Below are 18,810 nucleotides of genomic sequence, written 5' to 3'. Positions count from 1 at the left end.
TACCCACGTGTTACTCACCCGTCCGCCGCTAACATCAGGGAGCAAGCTCCCATCTGTCCGCTCGACTTGCATGTATTAGGCACGCCGCCAGCGTTCGTCCTGAGCCAGGATCAAACTCTCCGATAAAGTAGTTTGACTGACTACGCACATCGCTGTGCGATTTATAAAAAATGAATTAACAGGTACGTTTTGTCTTGTTTAGTTTTCAAAGATCATTCAATAATGGAGCGGGTGATGAGAATCGAACTCACGACATCAGCTTGGAAGGCTGAGGTTTTACCACTAAACTACACCCGCGTGGTATCTTATATGGCGCGCCCGAGAGGAGTCGAACCCCTAACCTTTTGATCCGTAGTCAAACGCTCTATCCAATTGAGCTACGGGCGCTTATCAAGCGACTTAACTATCATACTATCATTTGATGTTGAAGTCAAGAAGTTTTTTAAAAATGTTTTTCGAATCTTTTTCAATTCGACTTTTCTTATTATACACATTTTCGAAATCTTGTAAACACCTTAGAAAAACTTTTTTGTTTTTCTGTTTTGTTTCACGCTGTTCATCAGCGACGTTTAATAATATACCATGCCTGTTTTATTTGGTCAACACTTTTCCTGTATTTTTTTATTTTCTTCTTTCACGCCTTCCCATGCTTATCATGTATATATTTTATCTCATCTTACAAATAATATAAGAAAATCTCTTAAGAAGAAATGAGGCGTGTTATGTATTACTACAAAGAGGAACTGATTAATATCATTAAACCGGACAAGCCAGACCCGGCAGCTGCTAAGGTCCTGCAGGAGATATTAGGCGGTCATTACGGAGAAATGCGTACAATGATGCAGTTTTTTTTCCAAAGCTCTAATTTCAGAGGAAAGCAGAAACAGTATCGCGATCTGCTTCGCGGCATTTTTTTAGAGGAGATTGCCCACGTTGAACTGGTTCAAAACACAATCAATGCTTTATTAGATGAATCAGGCGGTGAAGGTGTCGGCAGTCAAGGTACAGATCAAGCGCCACTTGATGAAGCGGTTAAACATGCTAATCCTCATCATTATATTATTGGAGCGCAAAGTTCCCTTCCTGTTGATGCAGGGGGCAATCCGTGGAACGGGTCGTGGGTGTATAACCACGGAAACTTAATTACTGACCTGCTGGATAACCTGCTTCTTGAGTCGACAGGTGTGCTGCAAAAAACAAGAATTTATGAAATGAGCTCTAATCAGACGTTCCGCGAAACACTTGCTTTTCTGATTGTACGCGACAATGCTCACCAGAATGCATTCGCGAAAGCGCTCGAGACATTGGGCGTTGAATGGGCGAAGCTGCTCCCTGTGCCGAATTATGACATTAATAAATATCCTGAGTGCAGAAAGTATGTCGAATTAGGCTACCATAATGCACAGTTTAACTTTAGGTTGGATGAAACGAGAATCAGTGAAATCTATCAAGGGAAATCTCCAAGCCGAAATGGCGGAGAGTTACAAGTAATAGATCCTCCGGCAGGCTTTCCCGTACCAGTGCTTCCTGAAATACCAAATGAACACAGTCCTGGGTTAGGCGATATGAATGCTTAATCCAGTGGGAAGGTGCTCAAGAAACTTCTTGAGCACCTTCTTAATTGTGACATTACGGATTCACTCAACGATTGGCGTTAAAGAATCGCCATTCCATATTTCTCCTTTATTGAGTGTCCAGCTGTCATGATATAAAGCTGAAGCCCCCTTGTTTACAGCTGGGCTCCATTCATCATTCCATGCCAGAAAGTAAATGGTTTTAGGATATCTTTGTTTTATTGCATTGATAAATAGGCTGTAATCAAAGCTGCCGTTTGCTGTTTGCGGGCCGACTTCTGTAAAAGCAAATGGTTTATTAAGCGCTGTTAGCTGATCATATCCATTGATCGAGTAGGCATCTTGAAAATACGCATCTAATCCGACAATATCCACGTAAGACGCGCCCGGGTAGAAATCAGTTTTAAAATCTCGGTTGGCGTCGGGAGAGTAAACCCAAATCAAATGATCAAGTCCTCTTGTGTCGGTCATATAATGATAGATTTTCTTGTAGAGCTGTTTATATAAAGAGATTCTTTCATTATCCTTTTGGTTATATGATGTGAGTCCCCACCAAAACCATTCACCGTTCATTTCATGCAGCGGCCTGAACAAAACAGGCACACCTTGGTTCTCCAGCTCTTGAAGTCCGTCAGCAATTTTGCTGAGCATGGCATTCAGCCGCTCCCCTTCTGCTGTTGAAGAATCTAGTATTTTTTTATACTGATCGTTTGTAATCGGTGTTTTAAAATGCCCTGACTGAAAAGCAGGATTCGCCAGGTGCAAGCTGATTTGAGGGATTCCACCATTTTTCCAATACGATATTAAATCGCTGTTGCAGCTTACATCTATTGAATCTTCAATATTTGCTGTTTCAAGCCATCCTCTGGCATAATCGCAGCCGTAAATAGCAGGCAATTGCCCGGTGGCGCTTCGGATTCTATCAGCCTCAGCCATAGAAAATGTGTCATGACTGTAACCTCCGAACGCTCCGGAAAGGACTCTGTTTTCCGTTCGGTTCGGCAGGTGCGCAAGCCAGTTCATCACTGCTTTTGTTGTCTGCTGTGCATTAGGATTCACAGGCGACACAGTATGCGCTTCAATTGGTTTTGCTAAAACAGCAGACGCAAGTAAAAATAAAATGAGCAAAGAGATCGTATGTTTCTTAAACAAATGCAACTCCCCCATTCATTAAGGATGAGATATCATGAATTCACATGTTCCTTCTATTGAAAACTCGCCAAAATGCGCAGGCAAGACAAAGTGTGAGCCTGCATTGCATTCATACTGACTACCATTATTTATGATTCGTCCTGATCCGCTCAGAACACTCCCCAGCAAATAGGTTTGATATGAAGGAAAAGCAGTTCGGCCGCTAATCTTCCATTTGTACACTGAGAAATAATCTGATTGCACATAAACAGTGATCTCGGCGTTACCAACTTCTTTCACTTCCGGTGTATGCACTTTATCGATATGCGGTATCGTTATGACTTCCATGGCTTTTTCTATATGAAGAGTTCTTTTTTGGCCCTGGTCATTACAGCGGTCATAATCGTATACGCGATATGTTGTATCAGAGTTTTGCTGGATTTCAAGGACAAGGGTTCCCTCACATAAAGCATGGAGTGTACCGCTTGGCACATAAAAGAAATCTCCGGGCTTGATTTTGATTCGCCTCAGCAGCCCGTTCCAATCACCGCTTTCTATTCGTTGTTTGAACTCTTCCTTTGTGCTTGCATGATGTCCCAAAATTAGTTCGGCGTCATCTTTGCAATCAATGATATACCAACACTCCGTTTTACCAAGGTCGCCATTTTCGTGCAGTTTTGCATAATCATCATCAGGATGGACTTGCACGGAGAGATCCATATTGGCGTCCAGCAGCTTTACCAGCAGCGGAAACACCTTCCTATCTGGAAAACCGAAAATCTCTGGATGATCTAGCCATACTTGATCTAGTGTCTTTCCTGCCAGCGGGCCGTTCTTTACAGCCGACGGGCCATGGTCATGTGCAGAAACGGCCCAGCACTCACCTGTTTTTTGTGAGGGTATTGCGTAGCCAAAAGCTTCACGAAGCTTCGTCCCTCCCCATAGTCTTTCTTTAAAGACAGGCTCTAAAAATAAAGGATGCGTCATGATCGCACCTCCCCGGATGCTGCCTCTGCTTGTAAGGCCTGGTGCGCCAAAACTAGCGTGCCGATGATTCCGGCGTTAGAGCCTAAACGTGGAGGTACAATATAATCACTTATATCATCTGACAATTCAGAAAAATCTAAGTAGTTGTTCATAATTTTCGGTACATATTGATAGATATAAGAAAACACTTGTTTCTGTTGCATGACGCCGCCGCCAAGAATGATTTTTTTAGGTGCAAGGATCAAAATATACTGAGCCAGTGCTTGGGCAATATAGTACCCTTCCAGTTCCCAGACTTGTGCTATATCTGATAAATCCGCGGCATTTTTTCCCCAGCGCGCTTCAATGGCGGGACCGGAAGCCAAGCCTTCAAAGCAATCTCCATGATAAGGACACTTCCCTTGGTATGCGTCATCCGGGTGCCTCCGGATATAAATATGGCCCATCTCTGGGTGCGACAGCCCCTGAAGGAGCCTGCCCCCTACAATTGCGCCCGCACCGATGCCAGTGCCAATCGTTATATACAGGCAGCTGTCGAGACCCTTCGCTTCACCGAAAAGGAATTCACCCAGCGCCGCAGCGTTGACATCTGTACTAAATCCGACTGGGATTTTCATTTCGTTCTTAACGGTTTGCAAAAAGGGATAGTGTCTCCAGCCCGCTTTCGGCGTGGCCGTAATGGTACCGTATGTTTGACTCGTTTTATCGTTATCAACGGGACCAAAGGAGCCGATGCCGATTGCCTGTAATGAAAATTGGCGAAAATATTGAATTACTTTCTCTATCGTTTCATCCGGCATCTTTGTAGGGAATTCTATTCGGTCAATGATTGTTCCATCTTCTTTACCGACAGCACAAACAATCTTTGTGCCGCCTGCTTCAATACCGCCAAGCATGCAGATGGCCTCCTTGTTGTCTCCGCAATCAGCGCCGTATGTTTACAGAAGTCACAACAAACTTGTCATGCCGATGACGTGAAAAGGAATATTCAAATGGAATCCCGGTATCTAAGAAGCCCACATGTTCCACTTCAAGAATTGGATCATCCTGTTTACAGCCCAGATGCTGCTGGTCAATATGATCAGATTTGCAGGCTCTGATTTTCCGATGCGTTCCGGCGATTTTGAGCTGCAGCACATTTGTAATATGATTGTAGATCGAATCATGAAGGACATCGTCATTAATGCCCGGTATTAAATGAGTCGGCATATATGTTTTTTCTAATACATAGGGTTCACCTTCTACAATTCGCAGCCGAACGACATAATAAACCGGTGTTTTCTGATCAATAGACAAATGGGCGGCAACTTCCTCAGTGGGAAATTGCACTTCAAACTGAATGACCTTGCTTTGGATTTTTTTATCTTTCAGCAAGTTGGTCAATCCGAGAATCTCATTGCTGACTACATGGACATGGTCATCCTGTATTGCAGATTGAATAATAAACGTGCCATGGCCTCGTTTTCTAAACAGCAGACCCTCGGCAACCAAATTATCCAAGGCTCTCTTCATCGTCATGCGGCTTGAGTTAAATTCTTTTGCAAGAGATACTTCATCAGGAATGGGCTGATCGATCGGATATACGTTATTTTTAATTCTTTTTCTCATTTCATTTGCAATGATTTCGTATTTATTCATTGGTATCCTCCGGCAGCTGTTAGAGTCTGATATCACATAAGCTTTTACGGATATCATAAGTTCTTTTCCCTATTTCATCAATGTTGCGGATTTTCGTCATCTCTATTCGTTATGATGATTGCCGGAAGATCTTGACCTTTGGGAAAATCTAGAAACCGCTTTGCTCAGCAACCTTTTTGAACCAATTTCCGCTCTTTTTGACGGTCCTTTCTCCGTCTTTCTCGAGATTGACTGATACAAATCCGTATCGGTTTTTATAGGCATTTGTCCAAGACCAGTTGTCCATGAACGTCCATAAGTGATAGCCTTTTACGTTTGATCCTTCCTGTATGGCGCGGTGAATCCATTTGAGGTGCTCTTTTATAAATTCAATCCGGTAATCATCTTGAATGATGCCTTGTTCATCCCTGAAGCGCTCTTCACCTTCAACCCCCATGCCGTTTTCAGAGATAAAACACTCGATGTTGCCGTAGTTTTCTTTTAAATTGATCAAAATATCATAAACGCCTTTTTCATAGATCTCCCAGCCGCGATGCGGATTCATTTTGCGGCCCGGCATGACGTAGGGATCAAAATACCTGTCCGGTAAAAAAGGAGCGTCGGGATTCGGAAGATGTTCTTTCGCTTTCACACGTCTCGGCTGGTAATAATTCACTCCCAACAGGTCAACCGTGTTCTTTTTGATGATGTCAAGATCTTCAGCGTTGTAATCTGGCATAAAGCCTTCATGCTTCAAAATGTCAACCAGCTCTTTGGGAAATTCGCCTTTGACAGATGGGTCTAAAAAAGATCTGTTAAAAAACGCGTCTGCGATTTCCCCGGCTTTCACATCCGCCGGATGGCTGCTTCTCGGGTATGAAGGGGTCAAATTTAAGATGATGCCGATTTTTCCGTCCTGCTTCATCTCCCTGTAAGCCTGAATGGCGCGGGCACTTGATAGCATCGTATGAAATCCAACCTGGACGGCCTCTTTAAAGTCGACCTTGTTTGGGTAATGAAAATCATATAGGTATCCGCCTTCTACGGGAACGATTGGTTCATTATGCGTGAACCATTTTTTCACCCGGCCGCCAAACAAACTGAAGCAAGTTCTTGCATAGTTTTCATACGCGTCAACCGTCTCTCTGTTGACCCAGCCACCGATTTTTTGAAGCGCCATCGGCATATCGAAATGAAACAAATTGACAAAAGGTTCAATTCCGTTAGCGATCAACTCATCAATGACATTGTTATAGAAATTTGCGGCTTTATCGTTGATCTCGCCCGTTCCGTTTGGTATTAAACGTGACCAGGAAATCGACATCCGGAACGAGTTGTGGCCAAGCTCCTTCATCAGCCTGATATCTTCTTTATAGTTGTCGTAAAATTGGGATGTGTCTGCGGGGCCGACATGATCAAAAAAACGATGCGGTTCTTTTTCAAACCAATAATCCCATATATTCTGGCCTTTTCCGTCTCTGTCGGCGGCACCCTCCGTTTGTGTTGCTGAAGCCGATGATCCCCACCAAAAATCCTTTGGAAAACGATATTGTTCTGTTTGTGCCAAGTCTCTCTCCCCTTATGTCACATTTTTATGCTGTTATCATTTTGCTGAGCAGCTGAATCCTGCACAGCCTGTTCTTTTTCTTTTGCCAGATTTAATTTATCCATTGCTTTTAGGAATGGAAACCAGATCACGAAGACAATCAGCAGATTGATAAGCTGCATCACGCCCCCCATGATTGAGTTCGTCGCCATGATGCCATTAATGAATAATGGAACCGTCCACGGCACCGTCACACCAGTCGGAGGCGGAACGAGCCCGGCTGACATAGCCAGATAGGTGACGAGCGTAACAACCATCGGTGCCAGCACCCAAGGCACAATAATGATCGGATTCATGACAATCGGAAGCCCGAAGATAATCGGTTCGTTTACGTTAAAAATACCGGGAGCGAGGCCAAGTTTTGATACTTGCTTCATCTGCCTGCTTTTCATGAATATGAGAATGGTAAACACAATCGCAAGCGTCATCCCGGTTCCGCCCATCCCTACTGTATAAATCTCCATAAACGGTTTTGAAATAATATGAGGGATTTCTTTTCCCGCCGTGTAAGCAGAAAGGTTTTCTACCTGCAGTGTATTCCAAATCGGGTCCATCACGGAGTTGATAATGATCTGTCCATGCAGTCCGAAAAACCAAAGAATTTGAATGAAAAACACGGCAATCAGCGTTGGGATGATACCGCTTCCAAGTCCGACAAGCGGAGCCTGAATCGCGTGATAAATGACGTCGTGCATATTTGTTTTAAAAAACAGAGTCACCATTACGTTAATCAGCAAAAATACGGTCAATGTGATAAAAGCCGGAATAAGTGCGGCGAATGATTTTGCTACAGCAGGCGGAACGCCGGCTGGCATTTTGATTGTCAGGTTTTTTTGAACGATTCTTCTGTAGATTTCGCCAGAAAGAAATGCCGTAATCATCCCAAGAAACATCCCTTTTGCACCGAGACGGTCGACCGGGATAACCCCTGTAACGGCATCTCCTGTTTCCGGCTGAACGATAAATGGCGTTAAGAGCAAAAAGGAAACCAAAGCGATCGCTCCGCCAAATACAGCTTCGACCTGATAGCTTTTTGACAGGTAATAGCCTATCCCGAACACAACAAAGACAGACATAATGCCCATAGTCGCCGTGGAGGCAATGCCGAAATGAGACTGAAACGATGTAAGCATTGAGGCATTCATGATTTTGTTTAGAAACGGCAAATTCGTTAACACGACAAAAATGGACCCGAATATCGTAAGCGGGAAAGCCAGCATAAATGCATCACGCAGCACTTGCAAATAGCGGTTATTGTTTAACCTCCCTGCAATTGGAACAAGGAATTGGCTGATTTTCTCGAACACCCTATCCACCCCGATTATTTATAGATTCTTTGTTTTAAAAATATCAAGCATCTCTTTCACTAATTCTTTCATGGATAATGTTGACATCAGGTGATCCTCCGCATGCATAAGCAGCAATGAGAAAGCTTGTGCTTCTCCGCCGGATTCCTTTTGTATCATTTGAAAGTGAATGTCATGGGCCGCGGATAAATCCTGCTCAGCCTTGGCAATGAGGGCATCCGCCTCATCCTTGTTCCCTTCTTTGTAGGCGCGCAGTGATTGTATGATGCAGCTGCGGGCATTGCCGCTGTGCAGGATAAGCTGAAAACTGATTTGTTCGTCTGTTAAATTCGTGATTTTCACCTGTTCCATTATTGATTCTCCATTAAGGACAATGCCTGCTCATACGCTTTTTTCCCATCTGCCATTCCGTAGGCCATCATGTCAATGACTTCAACCCGAATGTTGTATTGATCCGCTTCTTTTTGGAGTTCGCTTTTCAGAAAGCTCATTTGCGGACCGATCAAAACGGCATCCGCTTTTCTCATGTCTTCTTTTGCTTTATCCTGGCCAACAGCCCAAATCTCTGCTTCCTCACCGATAGACTGTGCGTATTCCTTCATTTTTGTCACCAATAAACTGGTAGACATTCCTGAACTGCACGCGAGTAATATTTTTTTCAACTGCTATCCCCCCCTTGTGATTAAAACGCTTACACCGATTATTATAGTCATTTATTTTTAAATGTCTATACTTTTGTAAAATAAATATAATCATATGCTTGTCCGGTTCATCATTTTGTAAATTTTTCTATGGAAGATTCATTCATAATGTGGTACACTCATCAACGGAAACGAATCAATTAAATAGCTATTATCACTTGTATAACCTCAATAATATGGTTTGAGGGTGTCTACCAGGAACCGTAAAATCCTGATTACAAAATTTGTTTATGACATTTTTTGTAATCAGGATTTTTTTTATTTATCAAAACATTTAAGTAAAGGAGTTTGTTATGAATTTCAAAGTTTTCCTGCTTGCAGCTTCTACGATTGCAGTCGGATTGGTTGAGTTAATTGTGGGTGGAATTCTTCCTCAGATCGCAAATGATTTAGACATTTCCATTGTTTCAGCCGGACAGCTGATCAGTGTGTTTGCGCTGGGATATGCAGTATCTGGGCCGCTGCTTTTGGCATTGACTGCGAAGATTGAGCGGAAGCGCTTATATCTAATTGCTTTATTTGTTTTCTTCCTTAGCAATCTTGTCGCCTATTTCAGCCCTAATTTCGCAACACTGATGGTATCTAGGGTATTGGCAGCAATGAGTACAGGGCTGATTGTTGTGCTTTCTTTAACAATTGCCCCGAAAATTGTAGCGCCTGAATACAGAGCCCGCGCAATCGGAATTATTTTTATGGGATTCAGCTCTGCTATCGCATTAGGCGTGCCGCTCGGAATCTTAATCAGCGATTCCTTCGGGTGGCGGATTTTGTTCCTTGGCATCGGCCTGTTGGCACTGATCTCCATGCTGATTATTTCAATCTTCTTTGAAAGAATACCGGCGGAGAAAATGATTCCTTTCCGGGAACAACTCAAGACGATCGGTAATCTGAAAATCGCGAGTTCACACCTCGTCACGATGTTTACATTAGCTGGCCACTACACGCTTTACGCTTACTTTGCGCCGTTTTTAGAAGAGACTCTTCACCTGAGCTCTTTCTGGGTCAGCATTTGTTATTTCCTTTTCGGGATATCTGCTGTATGCGGAGGCCCTTTCGGAGGAGCGCTATCTGACCGGCTTGGTTCCTTTAAGAGCATTTTGCTGGTGACCGGTTCCTTTGCCATCATTATGTTCTTACTGCCGCTGTCTACATCGTCTATGATTTTCTTTTTGCCTGTCATGGTGATTTGGGGTCTTCTGAGCTGGAGCCTCGCCCCGGCTCAACAAAGCTATTTAATTGAAATTGCACCTGATTCGTCTGACATTCAGCAAAGCTTTAACACATCGGCCCTCCAAGTCGGAATTGCCCTTGGCTCAGCCATTGGCGGTGTTGTTTTGGATCAGACGGGTACTGTGGTGTCAACGGCATGGTGCGGCGGATCGATTGTGATCATCGCTGTCCTGTTTGCTTTCATTTCTTTAACAAGACCTGTTCAAACAGCAAAAAAATCCTCCTTGTAAAAGGAGGATTTTTTATTATTTAGCTGATAGCTCATCTTCGGTGACCCATTTGTGGTTTTTCACTTTTTCGCCGCTTGTTGTCGATGTATAGTCAACCATGTATACAGTTGTTTTTTCCGCGGAATCGATCTCGGCTGTTGCTCCTTTCATGCCTTTCATATGAGAAGCCTCTAAAATCACCTGATCTCCGGGTTGTAACGTTTTATCTCCGGCATCTTTGATTTCTTCTTGGATCACCCATTTGTGATGATCCACACGCTGTCCCCCATTAGTCGGAGTATAAGAAACAACATACGCAGTTGTATCATAGGCACCTGTTACCGTAGCTTCAGCATCTTTCATGCCTTTCATATGGGAAGTATTGATGATTACCTGGCTGCCTACTTTGTATTTCGGATTTTTAGATTCCTGTAATCCCTCTGGAACGTCAGCTGATCCGGAATGGTCCATCTCTTCATGTGATGAGGAGTCTGAATGATTGTCATGTGTGCTTTCTTTCGTACTGTTGTTATTGCCGCATGCTGATAAAACAAAAACAAGAGATAACATCAGAATTCCCAGTGCATTTTTAGAGATTTTCATGTTCATTCTCCTTTGCTTCATTTTTTTCCTGTAACTTTTGCCCGCAGACAATGAAAACATGCCCTCTCGATAATACTATACCCCCGAACGGTATGTAAATACGCTGATATTCTCATAAAGCGTTCCCGCAGTTTGTCCTATTCCCCTTTGTTTGCAAAGCCAAACATAAAAAAAGCCGCTGTCAGGCGGCAATTACTGATTTAAGATTTTAATATACACACCTTTTTTTGCTTTTTGATAAGCGGCCTCACCCATTTTCCTCACCTTTTCAGAAACATCTGAGGATTTGATCCATTTGTCATCAAGAAAAATGGATGGATCGATTAGGCGCATTTTCTTCTTTTGATGGAAATCGTACTGGATGTCATCTTCTATTACTTGTATGCCGGGATGAATAGATGTAAGCAAGCTCAGGACTTCTTCATTTTTTGATGCACGCAGGATGTTCAGTACCTCTTGGTCCGTTTTCAGCAGATCCACTGCGGATATGACATCATGCCGCAGCGCTGCCTTCAATGCTCGCGCTAAATATTCATATCCATATACATTCACAGGATTCAAAAAGAAATCAATTACTTCCTTGTAGTACACACTGACAAACCATTCGGCGGCTTCAATACTATCAGGAAACATCCTTCCGTTTCTCACAATAAGATGATCCAAAAAGGTTTGCGCTTCGTGCAGGTTAATGTGTCCATATCGGTACATATCACGCAGCGTATAGTCTGTCCGATCAGCACAAAGCTCCGGTGCGGGCTGTTCGAGCAATGTCCACCTTGAATCGTCAGATAAAAGTTCTTCGGTATGATAGCCGTGTTTTTGTAGAATGTCCGGGATTTCAGAGTGAACAATGACTTGTTGAAAGATGTTTTCATGATAGTCTTCTGCTTGATTTTCAAAGACAACGTCGACCACATGAGAAAAAGCTGTGTGTGATACGTCGTGGAGCAGACCCGCAATCTGTTCTTCTATCGTTCCTCCGAGCTTTTTGATGAGGAGCATTACGCCGATGGAGTGCTCATACCGGGTCACATTCCACCTTCGATTGACTAAAAAGCTTGCTCCGCCTTGATAGATCCCTTTTAATCTTTGCACAGGAGCGCTTTTGATAAGCTCTTCCAGCACTCCGTCTATATGGTGGTGCCCGTAAATGACATCGCTGATTTCCATGCCGTCACCTCAACATCTATTTTTTTTGTTATATATTGTTTATATTGATAGTACACATGCAATCTTTCAATAGAGGAGTGTTACGATGATCATCATCCCAAACAATGAGATAGCGAAACATATGTTGACCGCTTTTTTTGCCAAGCATTGGGGTACACCCGAGATGGCGATTTCCAGCGGCATTTTTCGATGTGATGAATTAGATGGATTTGCCGCAGTAAATGAAAGCGGCGAAATCATTGGCTGTATTACATACACAATAGATGGGAAAGATTGTGAAATTATTTCATTAGATAGTATGATTGAAAATAAAGGAATCGGCACAGCTTTACTTCAGCAGGTTGAAGAGACGGCTAAACATGCACATTGTCAACGAATAAAGCTTATCACAACGAATGATAATGTACATGCGATGGCGTTTTATCAAAAGAGAGGCTATCAATTCGCCGAAGTGTTTCCGAACGCAGTTGAAAAAGCGCGCCGACTCAAGCCAGAGATTCCAGAGGTGGCTGAAAACGGCATTTTGATTCGGGATGAAATTCTATTTTCGAAGGTAATTAATTAAACGAATAGGAGTCTTTTATGTCCAGTCATTATAAATACCCTCTCATTTTCACGGCATTCCTATTAATCGCTTTCTGCTTGATCTTTTTTTCCTATCACCTGATTCATCATGTTCGTTTGGAGTATCCGAATTGGCAGGGAGAAAGCAAAGATCAGAATTGGGAAGCTGTTTTCAAAAAAAATGAAGATGCACCGAATGAATACAGCGGCGAACTTTATTGGATCGGTGAACCACATGAAACAGACAACACTTATTTGGAATCATTGATTGTAAAAAAGGATGATGAAGTTCTGCTGAGTTCTGACACGGAAATCCCGATGCATGATTATGCTGGAGGCACTTTTTCTGATGGAAGCGCAAAGGAAAAGTCCGTTTCTTTTTTAGAGCGGTTAGATGAACATGAGCTTGAAGGCCATGATATAACCATTGAAGTGAAATGGAAACAAGGTGATCATTATTCTGCGAGTCAGCTTGCGCTCAATGAAAAGACCTTGTTTGAGGAAAAGCAGCAATAGATGATCAAAACGAAAAATAGACAAATGAAAAGGCATAACATATTTTATACAGCTCATATGTTATGCCTTTTTCTTCATTTCCGCCAAAAAGTGGAGCAGTCCGCCTTATCCAAAATATTAAACTCAATCATTTTCTCAAGTAGCGTGTAATCAACTGGACCATTCCAAGGGATACGTATCAGCTGCTCGGTGTAATCATATCCGGCCTTCACAATATCATCCTCTACGTGCGCTATCGTTACTTTTTCAGGAGCGACAGCTAAATGCTTTTTAGAAACACTAAAGCCAATAATAAATGTACCGTGATCCGTAAACATCGGTTGATTCCATTTTATTTCTGTATGTAAATTTGGATATTTATCTTTGATCCAAGTCAACACCTCTTCCGTTCTTTCTCGGTGGAACGGGTCATCAATCCCCGCTAAGTACTCAGAAAAAACGTCCATGTTGTTCCCTCCTAAAATAAAATGATGCCACTCCATATGAATTGCTCAGACATGTGCTTACACAATACCTCTTTCCAACATAATACTTAAAATTGTTCAAGATGTAAGCGGGTTGCTTCTATGCGACTATAGCAGATTTCAGTCCGCCTATCCACGGCCAGTATCTATTCCTCCAATTTATTTCTTTAGTACTATCACTCTTTCCTTCTTTTGATAGCAGTTCATTATTCTTGTAAATTCAATCTTTAAAATCGATTAATACTAGCTTAACAGTTTAAAAATATAATTGGGTTGTCATTGAGATTCATCTATATTTAGGAGGTTATCCAGTTGAAAAAATTCCCGAAGAAATTACTGCCTATCGCGGTTTTATCATCAATTGCGTTCAGCAGCTTAGCCAGCGGCAGTGTGCCTGTAGCCAGCGCCCAGGAAAAGAAAAAGGGGAACCAAGACGAAATTAAGAATGTTATTGTTCTGATTGGTGATGGTATGGGTGTGTCTTATACGTCCGCTTATCGATACTTAAAGGATAATAAAAAGACAAAAGTTGTGGAACCTACGGCTTTTGATCAGTACCTTGTCGGCCAGCAAACAACTTACCCCGATGATCCTGAACAAAATGTAACGGATTCTGCAGCGGCGGCAACGGCTATGTCTGCGGGAATTAAAACATACAATAATGCCATAGCCGTGGATAACGACGGGTCAGAAGCCAAAACGGTGCTTGAAGCTGCGAAAGAAAAAGGAAAAGCAACAGGACTTGTGGCCACTTCAGAAATTACACACGCCACTCCGGCCTCTTTCGGTTCACACGACCACAGCCGAAAAAATATGAACTCAATTGCGGATGATTATTTTGATGAGATGGTCAACGGCAAGCACAAAATTGATGTCCTTCTAGGCGGAGGAAAGAGCAATTTTGACCGTAAGGACCGTAATTTGATCAAGGAATTCAAAAAAGCGGGATACAGCTACGTGGATAACCGCAAGGACATGCTGAAAAACAAAGACAGCCAAGTTCTCGGCCTATTCGCTGACGGCGGCCTGCCTAAAAAGATTGACTGGACGAAGGATATTCCATCACTTAAAGATATGACAAACACAGCCATTAAAAAATTAAACAAGGATAAAGACGGATTCTTCCTCATGGTGGAAGGCAGCCAAATTGACTGGGCGGGCCATGACAATGATATCGTCGGCGCCATGAGCGAGATGGAAGACTTTGAACAAGCTTATAAGGCGGCTATTGATTTCGCTAAAAAAGACAAGCACACATTGGTTGTCGCAACGGCTGACCACTCAACCGGCGGATATTCCATAGGTGCGGACGGCATCTACAATTGGTTCAGTGAACCCATTAAAGCCGCAAAGCGCACACCTGACTTTATGGCAGAAAAGATCTCTGACGGCGCGGATGTTGAAAAAACGTTGAAAACATATATCGATCAAAAGAAATTGGCTTTAACAAAAGCCGAAATTCAATCTGTTGAAGAAGCGGCAAAATCGAAGGAAGTGCTGGATATCGATAACGCAATCGAGAACATCTTTAATAAACGCTCTCACACTGGATGGACAACAGGCGGACATACCGGTGAAGATGTTCCCGTCTATGCATACGGTCCGTCTAGTGAGACATTTGCCGGCCAAATTGATAATACAGAAATCGCAAAAAATGTCTTCAAGGCTTTACAATACAACATTAAGATTAACGATAAGTAAAAGAATACAAGGTGTCCCGTTGCTTGTATGAAGTAACGGGATCTCTTTTTAATGGAGGAATCATCATGAGAAGAATTCTTTCAATTTTCGTTTTTGCTATCATGCTTGCGGGCTGCTCATCAAACGCCAGTACTGAAAAACAGCATGCAGGCGGGGAGAAAACAGTAAAAGCTGAGCCGCAAAGCACTTCATCCCAGAAGGACAGCACAGATGATTATCAGCCTAATTCCCAGGTAACTGATGACCGGTCATTGCTTAAGGTCGGCCAAACGTTTTCAGATGATAAAGGAAAAGCTGTCTTAAAAGATATCAAACAAGTGAACAAAACCTATAAGATTGGCGACGTGGAGTTAACGGTAAAAGAAATGAAGCTGATCCACTTGCGCCCGGACTACAGCATGATTGATTACTTTCATGAGTTAACACACGATGAAGAGTTTGATTTCGTTAAGGTCTTCGTTGATATCAAGAACACCTCTTCAAAAAAAGTAAATGTTGCGCCGATTGCATTGATGAAAACAAATACGGGCGAAACCTTTGATTGGAACAAAGATATTTATCTTGAAGAGTTAAACGGCGAATTGGAAGGTGGCGCCGAAAAGTCCGGAAATCTCGGCTTTATTGTGAACGCATCAAGCGGCCATGCTCATGATAAGGCCGCGGATGCTGAGAAGAAAACAAAAAAGATCAAGTGGATCGAAATCACGACAAGTGACGTCTTTGACCATAACCATAAGAAAATCAGCGATGCTCAAAAAATCAAAATCAAGTTTTAAATCAAGAACTCCCGTACAAGGTACGGGAGTTCTTTTTCTTATTTGTTTTTTTGGCGAATCAACTCATCAATCAGCTCCATCACTTCTTCCATGTCCATACATTCTTTGAAGCTTTGATTGATTTTTTTAATGCCTGCCGTATACTGATCGTTGCGCAAAACCTCATCTACGGCTTGTTTTAATATTTGGGCATTGACTTCATCTTTAGAGATGACATAGCCTGCATGGAGTTCAGAGAGACGCTGCGCCACCATCGGCTGATCCTTGTCATGAGGCATGACAACCAGTGGCACGCTGAAATGAATGCCTTCGTTTACGCTGTTCATTCCGCCGTGTGTAATGAAAACATCCGATTGCTCCAGCACTTCCAGCTGAGGGACATACGGAGCAATGATAAAGTTTTCCGGCGCCTGCTTTAATTTGGTCAGGTCCGCTTTTTCTCCGGCAGCGATGACGACTTTTCCGTTAAAGCCTGAAAATGCATCAATACAAAGGTTGAAGAAATCCTCTGTATGATCCAGTACAGTCCCCATTGAAATATAAATGACCTTCTCATCTTTTAGCTGTTCAATCGGGAAATCTGTTTTTTCCACTCTCTTTGGAAAGCTCGGCCCGATAAATAGACATTTATCCCCGAAACGATCACTTTCTGGCTGAAAATAACGGCTTGTATACACTACGTTCAATTCACCTTTATTGTTCATGAATTGAACCAGGTTTTTCGGGGCAACACCGTACGTTTCTTTCATTTTTGCCAAAAGGTCTTCGCACTCTTGATCCAATTCAAGCGGCGCTCCAGAATCCGGATGCAGCGGCAGGATTTTCAGGTGCTCCTCGCCAAACAAGAAAGACGCCGATGAAGAGACTCCTGGAATATCTAAGTAATCCCTTACCAATTCCCCCGCGCCGAATTTATCATAATAAACAAAATCAAATTGAATGCTCTTAGATAAGTCTTTGACAATCTGTAAAATGTCCAATGACGTTTTGATATGGATTTTCACGAAATCAAGAATGCCATTGGGCGAACCGACATGAATAGGTGTCGTTCGCAGCAGATCCCGGTGAAGATGGACCGTTGCTCCCGCTGCTTCTAATCGTTTTTTATATTTTTCAGTGGATATATAATGGACATCATATCCCTTATCGGAAAACGCTTTTGTAATGCCTAAGGTAGGATTCACATGGCCTTCCGCAGGAAAATTCAAAATCAATACTGTCTTCATGTAGACAACTCCCTCTCAAATCGTATTCTGACTCTTTGTTTAATCAGACTACTACTAATCGTAAAATGGGAACACAACCCATGCAAGGTACAAATGAATGAACTATTCTGCTGCTCTGGACTTAATCAAAAAAAAGACACCCAAGCTCTGGTGTCTTTTTTTACACTTTTCTGATCGTAAAAAATTTCCGCAGAAGCCATGGGCCCGGTGTAAAGCCCAGCGTTAACTGCCAAGCGCCAATAGCCTGCAATCTGTATTCGCGGACGATCTGCATCTTCCGGCTCATGCTCCTGACATCCTCAAACCATACCTCATGCGTCCGCCCCTGCTGATCACTGTACCGGAAAAACGGTGATTGATATTCGGCTGAATATTGTATCGGGGCTTGGTACCTCATCGCTCTTTCGATTGCGTTTTGATTTGAAATCGCTGAAGCAACTGTGCCCGGCTGGTACGGGATGATCCAGTCGTACCCGTAGAGCGGGACTCCGATAATGATTTTTCTGCTCGGCACCTGCGCAATCGTAAACTCAATGGTTCTCCTTATTTCAGTAATCGGCGCTACAGGACCCGGCTCACTTCCGGCATGATGCCAATCATAAGCCATGATAAACATATAATTGACAACCGCTCCTATCCCCCCGTAATCGTAGCCTCTCAGCCATGGAATATTATCACTTGTTTTTGCAGGAACAGCTATCGTCAGCACATACCCTCCCGCCTGAAGTCGATCTCTCAGCTGGCGTAAAAACCCAGTGAAAAGATCGCGATCCGCGGCGCTCACCTGCTCAAAATCGATTGTGACACCCCCATATCCCCTTGTGGAAACTAAGTTATAAATGTTGTTGACCAGATTGGTTCTCGCTGTTGGATTGTTCAGTACTTGGTGAACAATCTCCGTACTGAAGCCTCCTGATGTAAGGTTCGTTATTGTTGCCAGCGGCGTGACTCGCCTTTGCCAAGTTGTCTCAATAGCGGCCGCATCATTCAATTGGTTTGCAATGTCGCCGTTCGGTGCAATATGGTATTCGAAAATCGAAATCGAAGACGAGTATGGCGCATAATCATTGATTAATTCCCGATCGAGGTCTGGGTTACGAAGCACATAAAAACTTAACGTTCCCGCAATGTAATTTGAGATCGAAGGAATCGTTATTTTTGCTCCCGCTTGTAAAGCATTTGGGCTGATGCCCGGATTGGCGGCTCGCAGTCGCTCTAATGGCACAAACGCTTTAGCTGCAATGGCGGTAAGCGTATCTCCCGGCTGGACTGTATATACATAAAGAGGGATAAGCAGAGCCTGCCCCGGCACGATATTTGTCTCATCTAAACCATTCACACCCCGTATTTGATCAACAGAAGCACCGTATCTTCTGCCTATCGAAAACAAAGAATCACCAGGCCCGACGATATGGATAAACATGTTTA

The 18,810-nt window shown here is 43.0% G+C and carries 19 protein-coding genes, 2 tRNA genes, 1 rRNA gene and 1 riboswitch; of the genes, 6 read left to right on the top strand and 16 right to left on the bottom strand.

Going from position 1 to position 18,810, the window contains the following annotated elements:
* The 3 genes from CW370_RS17195 to CW370_RS17185 all read right to left on the bottom strand — a co-directional run.
* A 16S ribosomal RNA gene (locus CW370_RS17195) occupies positions 1-126 on the bottom strand; the annotation flags it as partial.
* A 97-nt stretch (positions 127-223) separates the two neighbouring features.
* Positions 224-297 (bottom strand) — tRNA-Gly (locus CW370_RS17190).
* A gap of 13 nt (positions 298-310) precedes the next feature.
* Positions 311-387: transfer RNA gene (locus CW370_RS17185), tRNA-Arg, on the bottom strand.
* 335 nt (positions 388-722) lie between these two features.
* Between CW370_RS17185 and CW370_RS17180 the strand changes: the two genes are divergently transcribed.
* Positions 723-1,577, top strand: coding sequence for a manganese catalase family protein (locus CW370_RS17180; protein ID WP_024573398.1), 855 nt, complete (start codon positions 723-725; stop codon positions 1,575-1,577).
* A 60-nt stretch (positions 1,578-1,637) separates the two neighbouring features.
* Here CW370_RS17180 and gmuG read toward each other — a convergent pair whose 3' ends face one another.
* The 8 genes from gmuG to CW370_RS17140 all read right to left on the bottom strand — a co-directional run bounded on the left by gmuG (position 1,638) and on the right by CW370_RS17140 (position 8,884).
* Positions 1,638-2,726: a mannan endo-1,4-beta-mannosidase gene (gene gmuG / locus CW370_RS17175; protein WP_101169845.1), complete on the bottom strand. Its 1,089-nt coding sequence runs from the start codon at positions 2,724-2,726 to the stop codon at positions 1,638-1,640.
* A gap of 18 nt (positions 2,727-2,744) precedes the next feature.
* A complete protein-coding gene (gene manA / locus CW370_RS17170; RefSeq protein WP_101169844.1) occupies positions 2,745-3,692 on the bottom strand; it encodes a mannose-6-phosphate isomerase, class I in 948 nt (315 codons plus the stop codon).
* Complete coding sequence (gene gmuE, locus CW370_RS17165) at positions 3,689-4,588, bottom strand: fructokinase GmuE (protein ID WP_101169843.1); 900 nt, start codon at positions 4,586-4,588, stop codon at positions 3,689-3,691. The genes manA and gmuE overlap by 4 nt, the downstream gene beginning before the upstream one ends.
* A 28-nt stretch (positions 4,589-4,616) precedes the next feature.
* Entirely contained in the window at positions 4,617-5,330 is a 714-nt protein-coding gene (gene gmuR, locus CW370_RS17160) for a transcriptional regulator GmuR (RefSeq protein ID WP_024571322.1), read from the bottom strand.
* Positions 5,331-5,478: 148 nt separating this feature from the next.
* Positions 5,479-6,876, bottom strand: coding sequence for a 6-phospho-beta-glucosidase GmuD (gene gmuD, locus CW370_RS17155; RefSeq protein WP_024571323.1), 1,398 nt, complete (start codon positions 6,874-6,876; stop codon positions 5,479-5,481).
* Between the two features lie 17 nt (positions 6,877-6,893).
* Entirely contained in the window at positions 6,894-8,222 is a 1,329-nt protein-coding gene (celB, locus tag CW370_RS17150) for a PTS cellobiose transporter subunit IIC (RefSeq protein WP_024571324.1), read from the bottom strand.
* An 18-nt stretch (positions 8,223-8,240) separates the two neighbouring features.
* Positions 8,241-8,573, bottom strand: coding sequence for a PTS lactose/cellobiose transporter subunit IIA (locus CW370_RS17145; RefSeq protein WP_024571325.1), 333 nt, complete (start codon positions 8,571-8,573; stop codon positions 8,241-8,243).
* Complete coding sequence (locus tag CW370_RS17140) at positions 8,573-8,884, bottom strand: PTS sugar transporter subunit IIB (RefSeq protein ID WP_014112863.1); 312 nt, start codon at positions 8,882-8,884, stop codon at positions 8,573-8,575. The genes CW370_RS17145 and CW370_RS17140 overlap by 1 nt, the downstream gene beginning before the upstream one ends.
* A gap of 177 nt (positions 8,885-9,061) precedes the next feature.
* Positions 9,062-9,161, top strand: a riboswitch (purine riboswitch).
* Between the two features lie 55 nt (positions 9,162-9,216).
* Here CW370_RS17140 and pbuE point away from each other — a divergent pair.
* Positions 9,217-10,383: a purine transporter PbuE gene (pbuE, locus tag CW370_RS17135; protein ID WP_003234105.1), complete on the top strand. Its 1,167-nt coding sequence runs from the start codon at positions 9,217-9,219 to the stop codon at positions 10,381-10,383.
* Positions 10,384-10,398: 15 nt separating this feature from the next.
* Here pbuE and CW370_RS17130 read toward each other — a convergent pair whose 3' ends face one another.
* Positions 10,399-11,016 (bottom strand): YdhK family protein, encoded by a 618-nt coding sequence (locus tag CW370_RS17130; RefSeq protein ID WP_080262566.1) that lies wholly within the window; start codon positions 11,014-11,016, stop codon positions 10,399-10,401.
* Between the two features lie 141 nt (positions 11,017-11,157).
* The gene (locus tag CW370_RS17125; RefSeq protein ID WP_024571327.1) at positions 11,158-12,135 is read right to left on the bottom strand and encodes an HD domain-containing protein; all 978 of its coding nucleotides are present in this window, start codon (positions 12,133-12,135) and stop codon (positions 11,158-11,160) included.
* Positions 12,136-12,220: 85 nt separating this feature from the next.
* Here CW370_RS17125 and CW370_RS17120 point away from each other — a divergent pair, with 85 nt between their 5' ends.
* Complete coding sequence (locus CW370_RS17120; RefSeq protein WP_024571328.1) at positions 12,221-12,700, top strand: GNAT family N-acetyltransferase; 480 nt, start codon at positions 12,221-12,223, stop codon at positions 12,698-12,700.
* Between the two features lie 17 nt (positions 12,701-12,717).
* The gene (locus CW370_RS17115; protein ID WP_024571329.1) at positions 12,718-13,215 is read left to right on the top strand and encodes a YdhH/YoaO family protein; all 498 of its coding nucleotides are present in this window, start codon (positions 12,718-12,720) and stop codon (positions 13,213-13,215) included.
* A gap of 74 nt (positions 13,216-13,289) precedes the next feature.
* Here CW370_RS17115 and fra read toward each other — a convergent pair whose 3' ends face one another.
* Positions 13,290-13,661 carry an iron chaperone frataxin gene (gene fra, locus CW370_RS17110; RefSeq protein ID WP_024571330.1) on the bottom strand — a complete coding sequence of 124 codons (372 nt, stop codon included), beginning with the start codon at positions 13,659-13,661 and terminating at the stop codon, positions 13,290-13,292.
* Positions 13,662-13,991: 330 nt separating this feature from the next.
* Between fra and phoB the strand changes: the two genes are divergently transcribed.
* The gene (phoB, locus tag CW370_RS17105; protein WP_101169842.1) at positions 13,992-15,380 is read left to right on the top strand and encodes an alkaline phosphatase PhoB; all 1,389 of its coding nucleotides are present in this window, start codon (positions 13,992-13,994) and stop codon (positions 15,378-15,380) included.
* 65 nt (positions 15,381-15,445) lie between these two features.
* Positions 15,446-16,156 (top strand): membrane lipoprotein lipid attachment site-containing protein, encoded by a 711-nt coding sequence (locus CW370_RS17100; protein ID WP_024571332.1) that lies wholly within the window; start codon positions 15,446-15,448, stop codon positions 16,154-16,156.
* A 38-nt stretch (positions 16,157-16,194) separates the two neighbouring features.
* Here CW370_RS17100 and CW370_RS17095 read toward each other — a convergent pair whose 3' ends face one another.
* Both CW370_RS17095 and CW370_RS17090 read right to left on the bottom strand, forming a co-directional pair.
* Positions 16,195-17,382: a macrolide family glycosyltransferase gene (locus tag CW370_RS17095; RefSeq protein ID WP_024571333.1), complete on the bottom strand. Its 1,188-nt coding sequence runs from the start codon at positions 17,380-17,382 to the stop codon at positions 16,195-16,197.
* A 160-nt stretch (positions 17,383-17,542) separates the two neighbouring features.
* Positions 17,543-18,805: a glycoside hydrolase family 18 protein gene (locus tag CW370_RS17090; RefSeq protein ID WP_024571334.1), complete on the bottom strand. Its 1,263-nt coding sequence runs from the start codon at positions 18,803-18,805 to the stop codon at positions 17,543-17,545.
* Positions 18,806-18,810 lie beyond the last annotated feature (5 nt).

The organism is Bacillus sp. SN32 (assembly GCF_002837495.1).
GTDB classification, from domain to species: domain Bacteria; phylum Bacillota; class Bacilli; order Bacillales; family Bacillaceae; genus Bacillus; species Bacillus subtilis.
This window is presented reverse-complemented; position numbering and strand designations above follow the sequence as displayed.

Bases quoted from the DNA above. Each gene is read 5' to 3' on its own strand.
- CW370_RS17095 (WP_024571333.1), bottom strand. From the start codon at position 17,382: ATGAAGACAGTATTGATTTTGAATTTTCCTGCGGAAGGCCATGTGAAT.
- CW370_RS17090 (WP_024571334.1), bottom strand. From the start codon at position 18,805: ATGTTTATCCATATCGTCGGGCCTGGTGATTCTTTGTTTTCGATAGGC.
- manA (WP_101169844.1), bottom strand. From the start codon at position 3,692: ATGACGCATCCTTTATTTTTAGAGCCTGTCTTTAAAGAAAGACTATGG.
- CW370_RS17125 (WP_024571327.1), bottom strand. From the start codon at position 12,135: ATGGAAATCAGCGATGTCATTTACGGGCACCACCATATAGACGGAGTG.
- CW370_RS17100 (WP_024571332.1), top strand. From the start codon at position 15,446: ATGAGAAGAATTCTTTCAATTTTCGTTTTTGCTATCATGCTTGCGGGC.
- CW370_RS17120 (WP_024571328.1), top strand. From the start codon at position 12,221: ATGATCATCATCCCAAACAATGAGATAGCGAAACATATGTTGACCGCT.
- pbuE (WP_003234105.1), top strand. From the start codon at position 9,217: ATGAATTTCAAAGTTTTCCTGCTTGCAGCTTCTACGATTGCAGTCGGA.
- CW370_RS17145 (WP_024571325.1), bottom strand. From the start codon at position 8,573: ATGGAACAGGTGAAAATCACGAATTTAACAGACGAACAAATCAGTTTT.
- fra (WP_024571330.1), bottom strand. From the start codon at position 13,661: ATGGACGTTTTTTCTGAGTACTTAGCGGGGATTGATGACCCGTTCCAC.
- CW370_RS17180 (WP_024573398.1), top strand. From the start codon at position 723: ATGTATTACTACAAAGAGGAACTGATTAATATCATTAAACCGGACAAG.
- CW370_RS17115 (WP_024571329.1), top strand. From the start codon at position 12,718: ATGTCCAGTCATTATAAATACCCTCTCATTTTCACGGCATTCCTATTA.
- gmuE (WP_101169843.1), bottom strand. From the start codon at position 4,588: ATGCTTGGCGGTATTGAAGCAGGCGGCACAAAGATTGTTTGTGCTGTC.
- gmuR (WP_024571322.1), bottom strand. From the start codon at position 5,330: ATGAATAAATACGAAATCATTGCAAATGAAATGAGAAAAAGAATTAAA.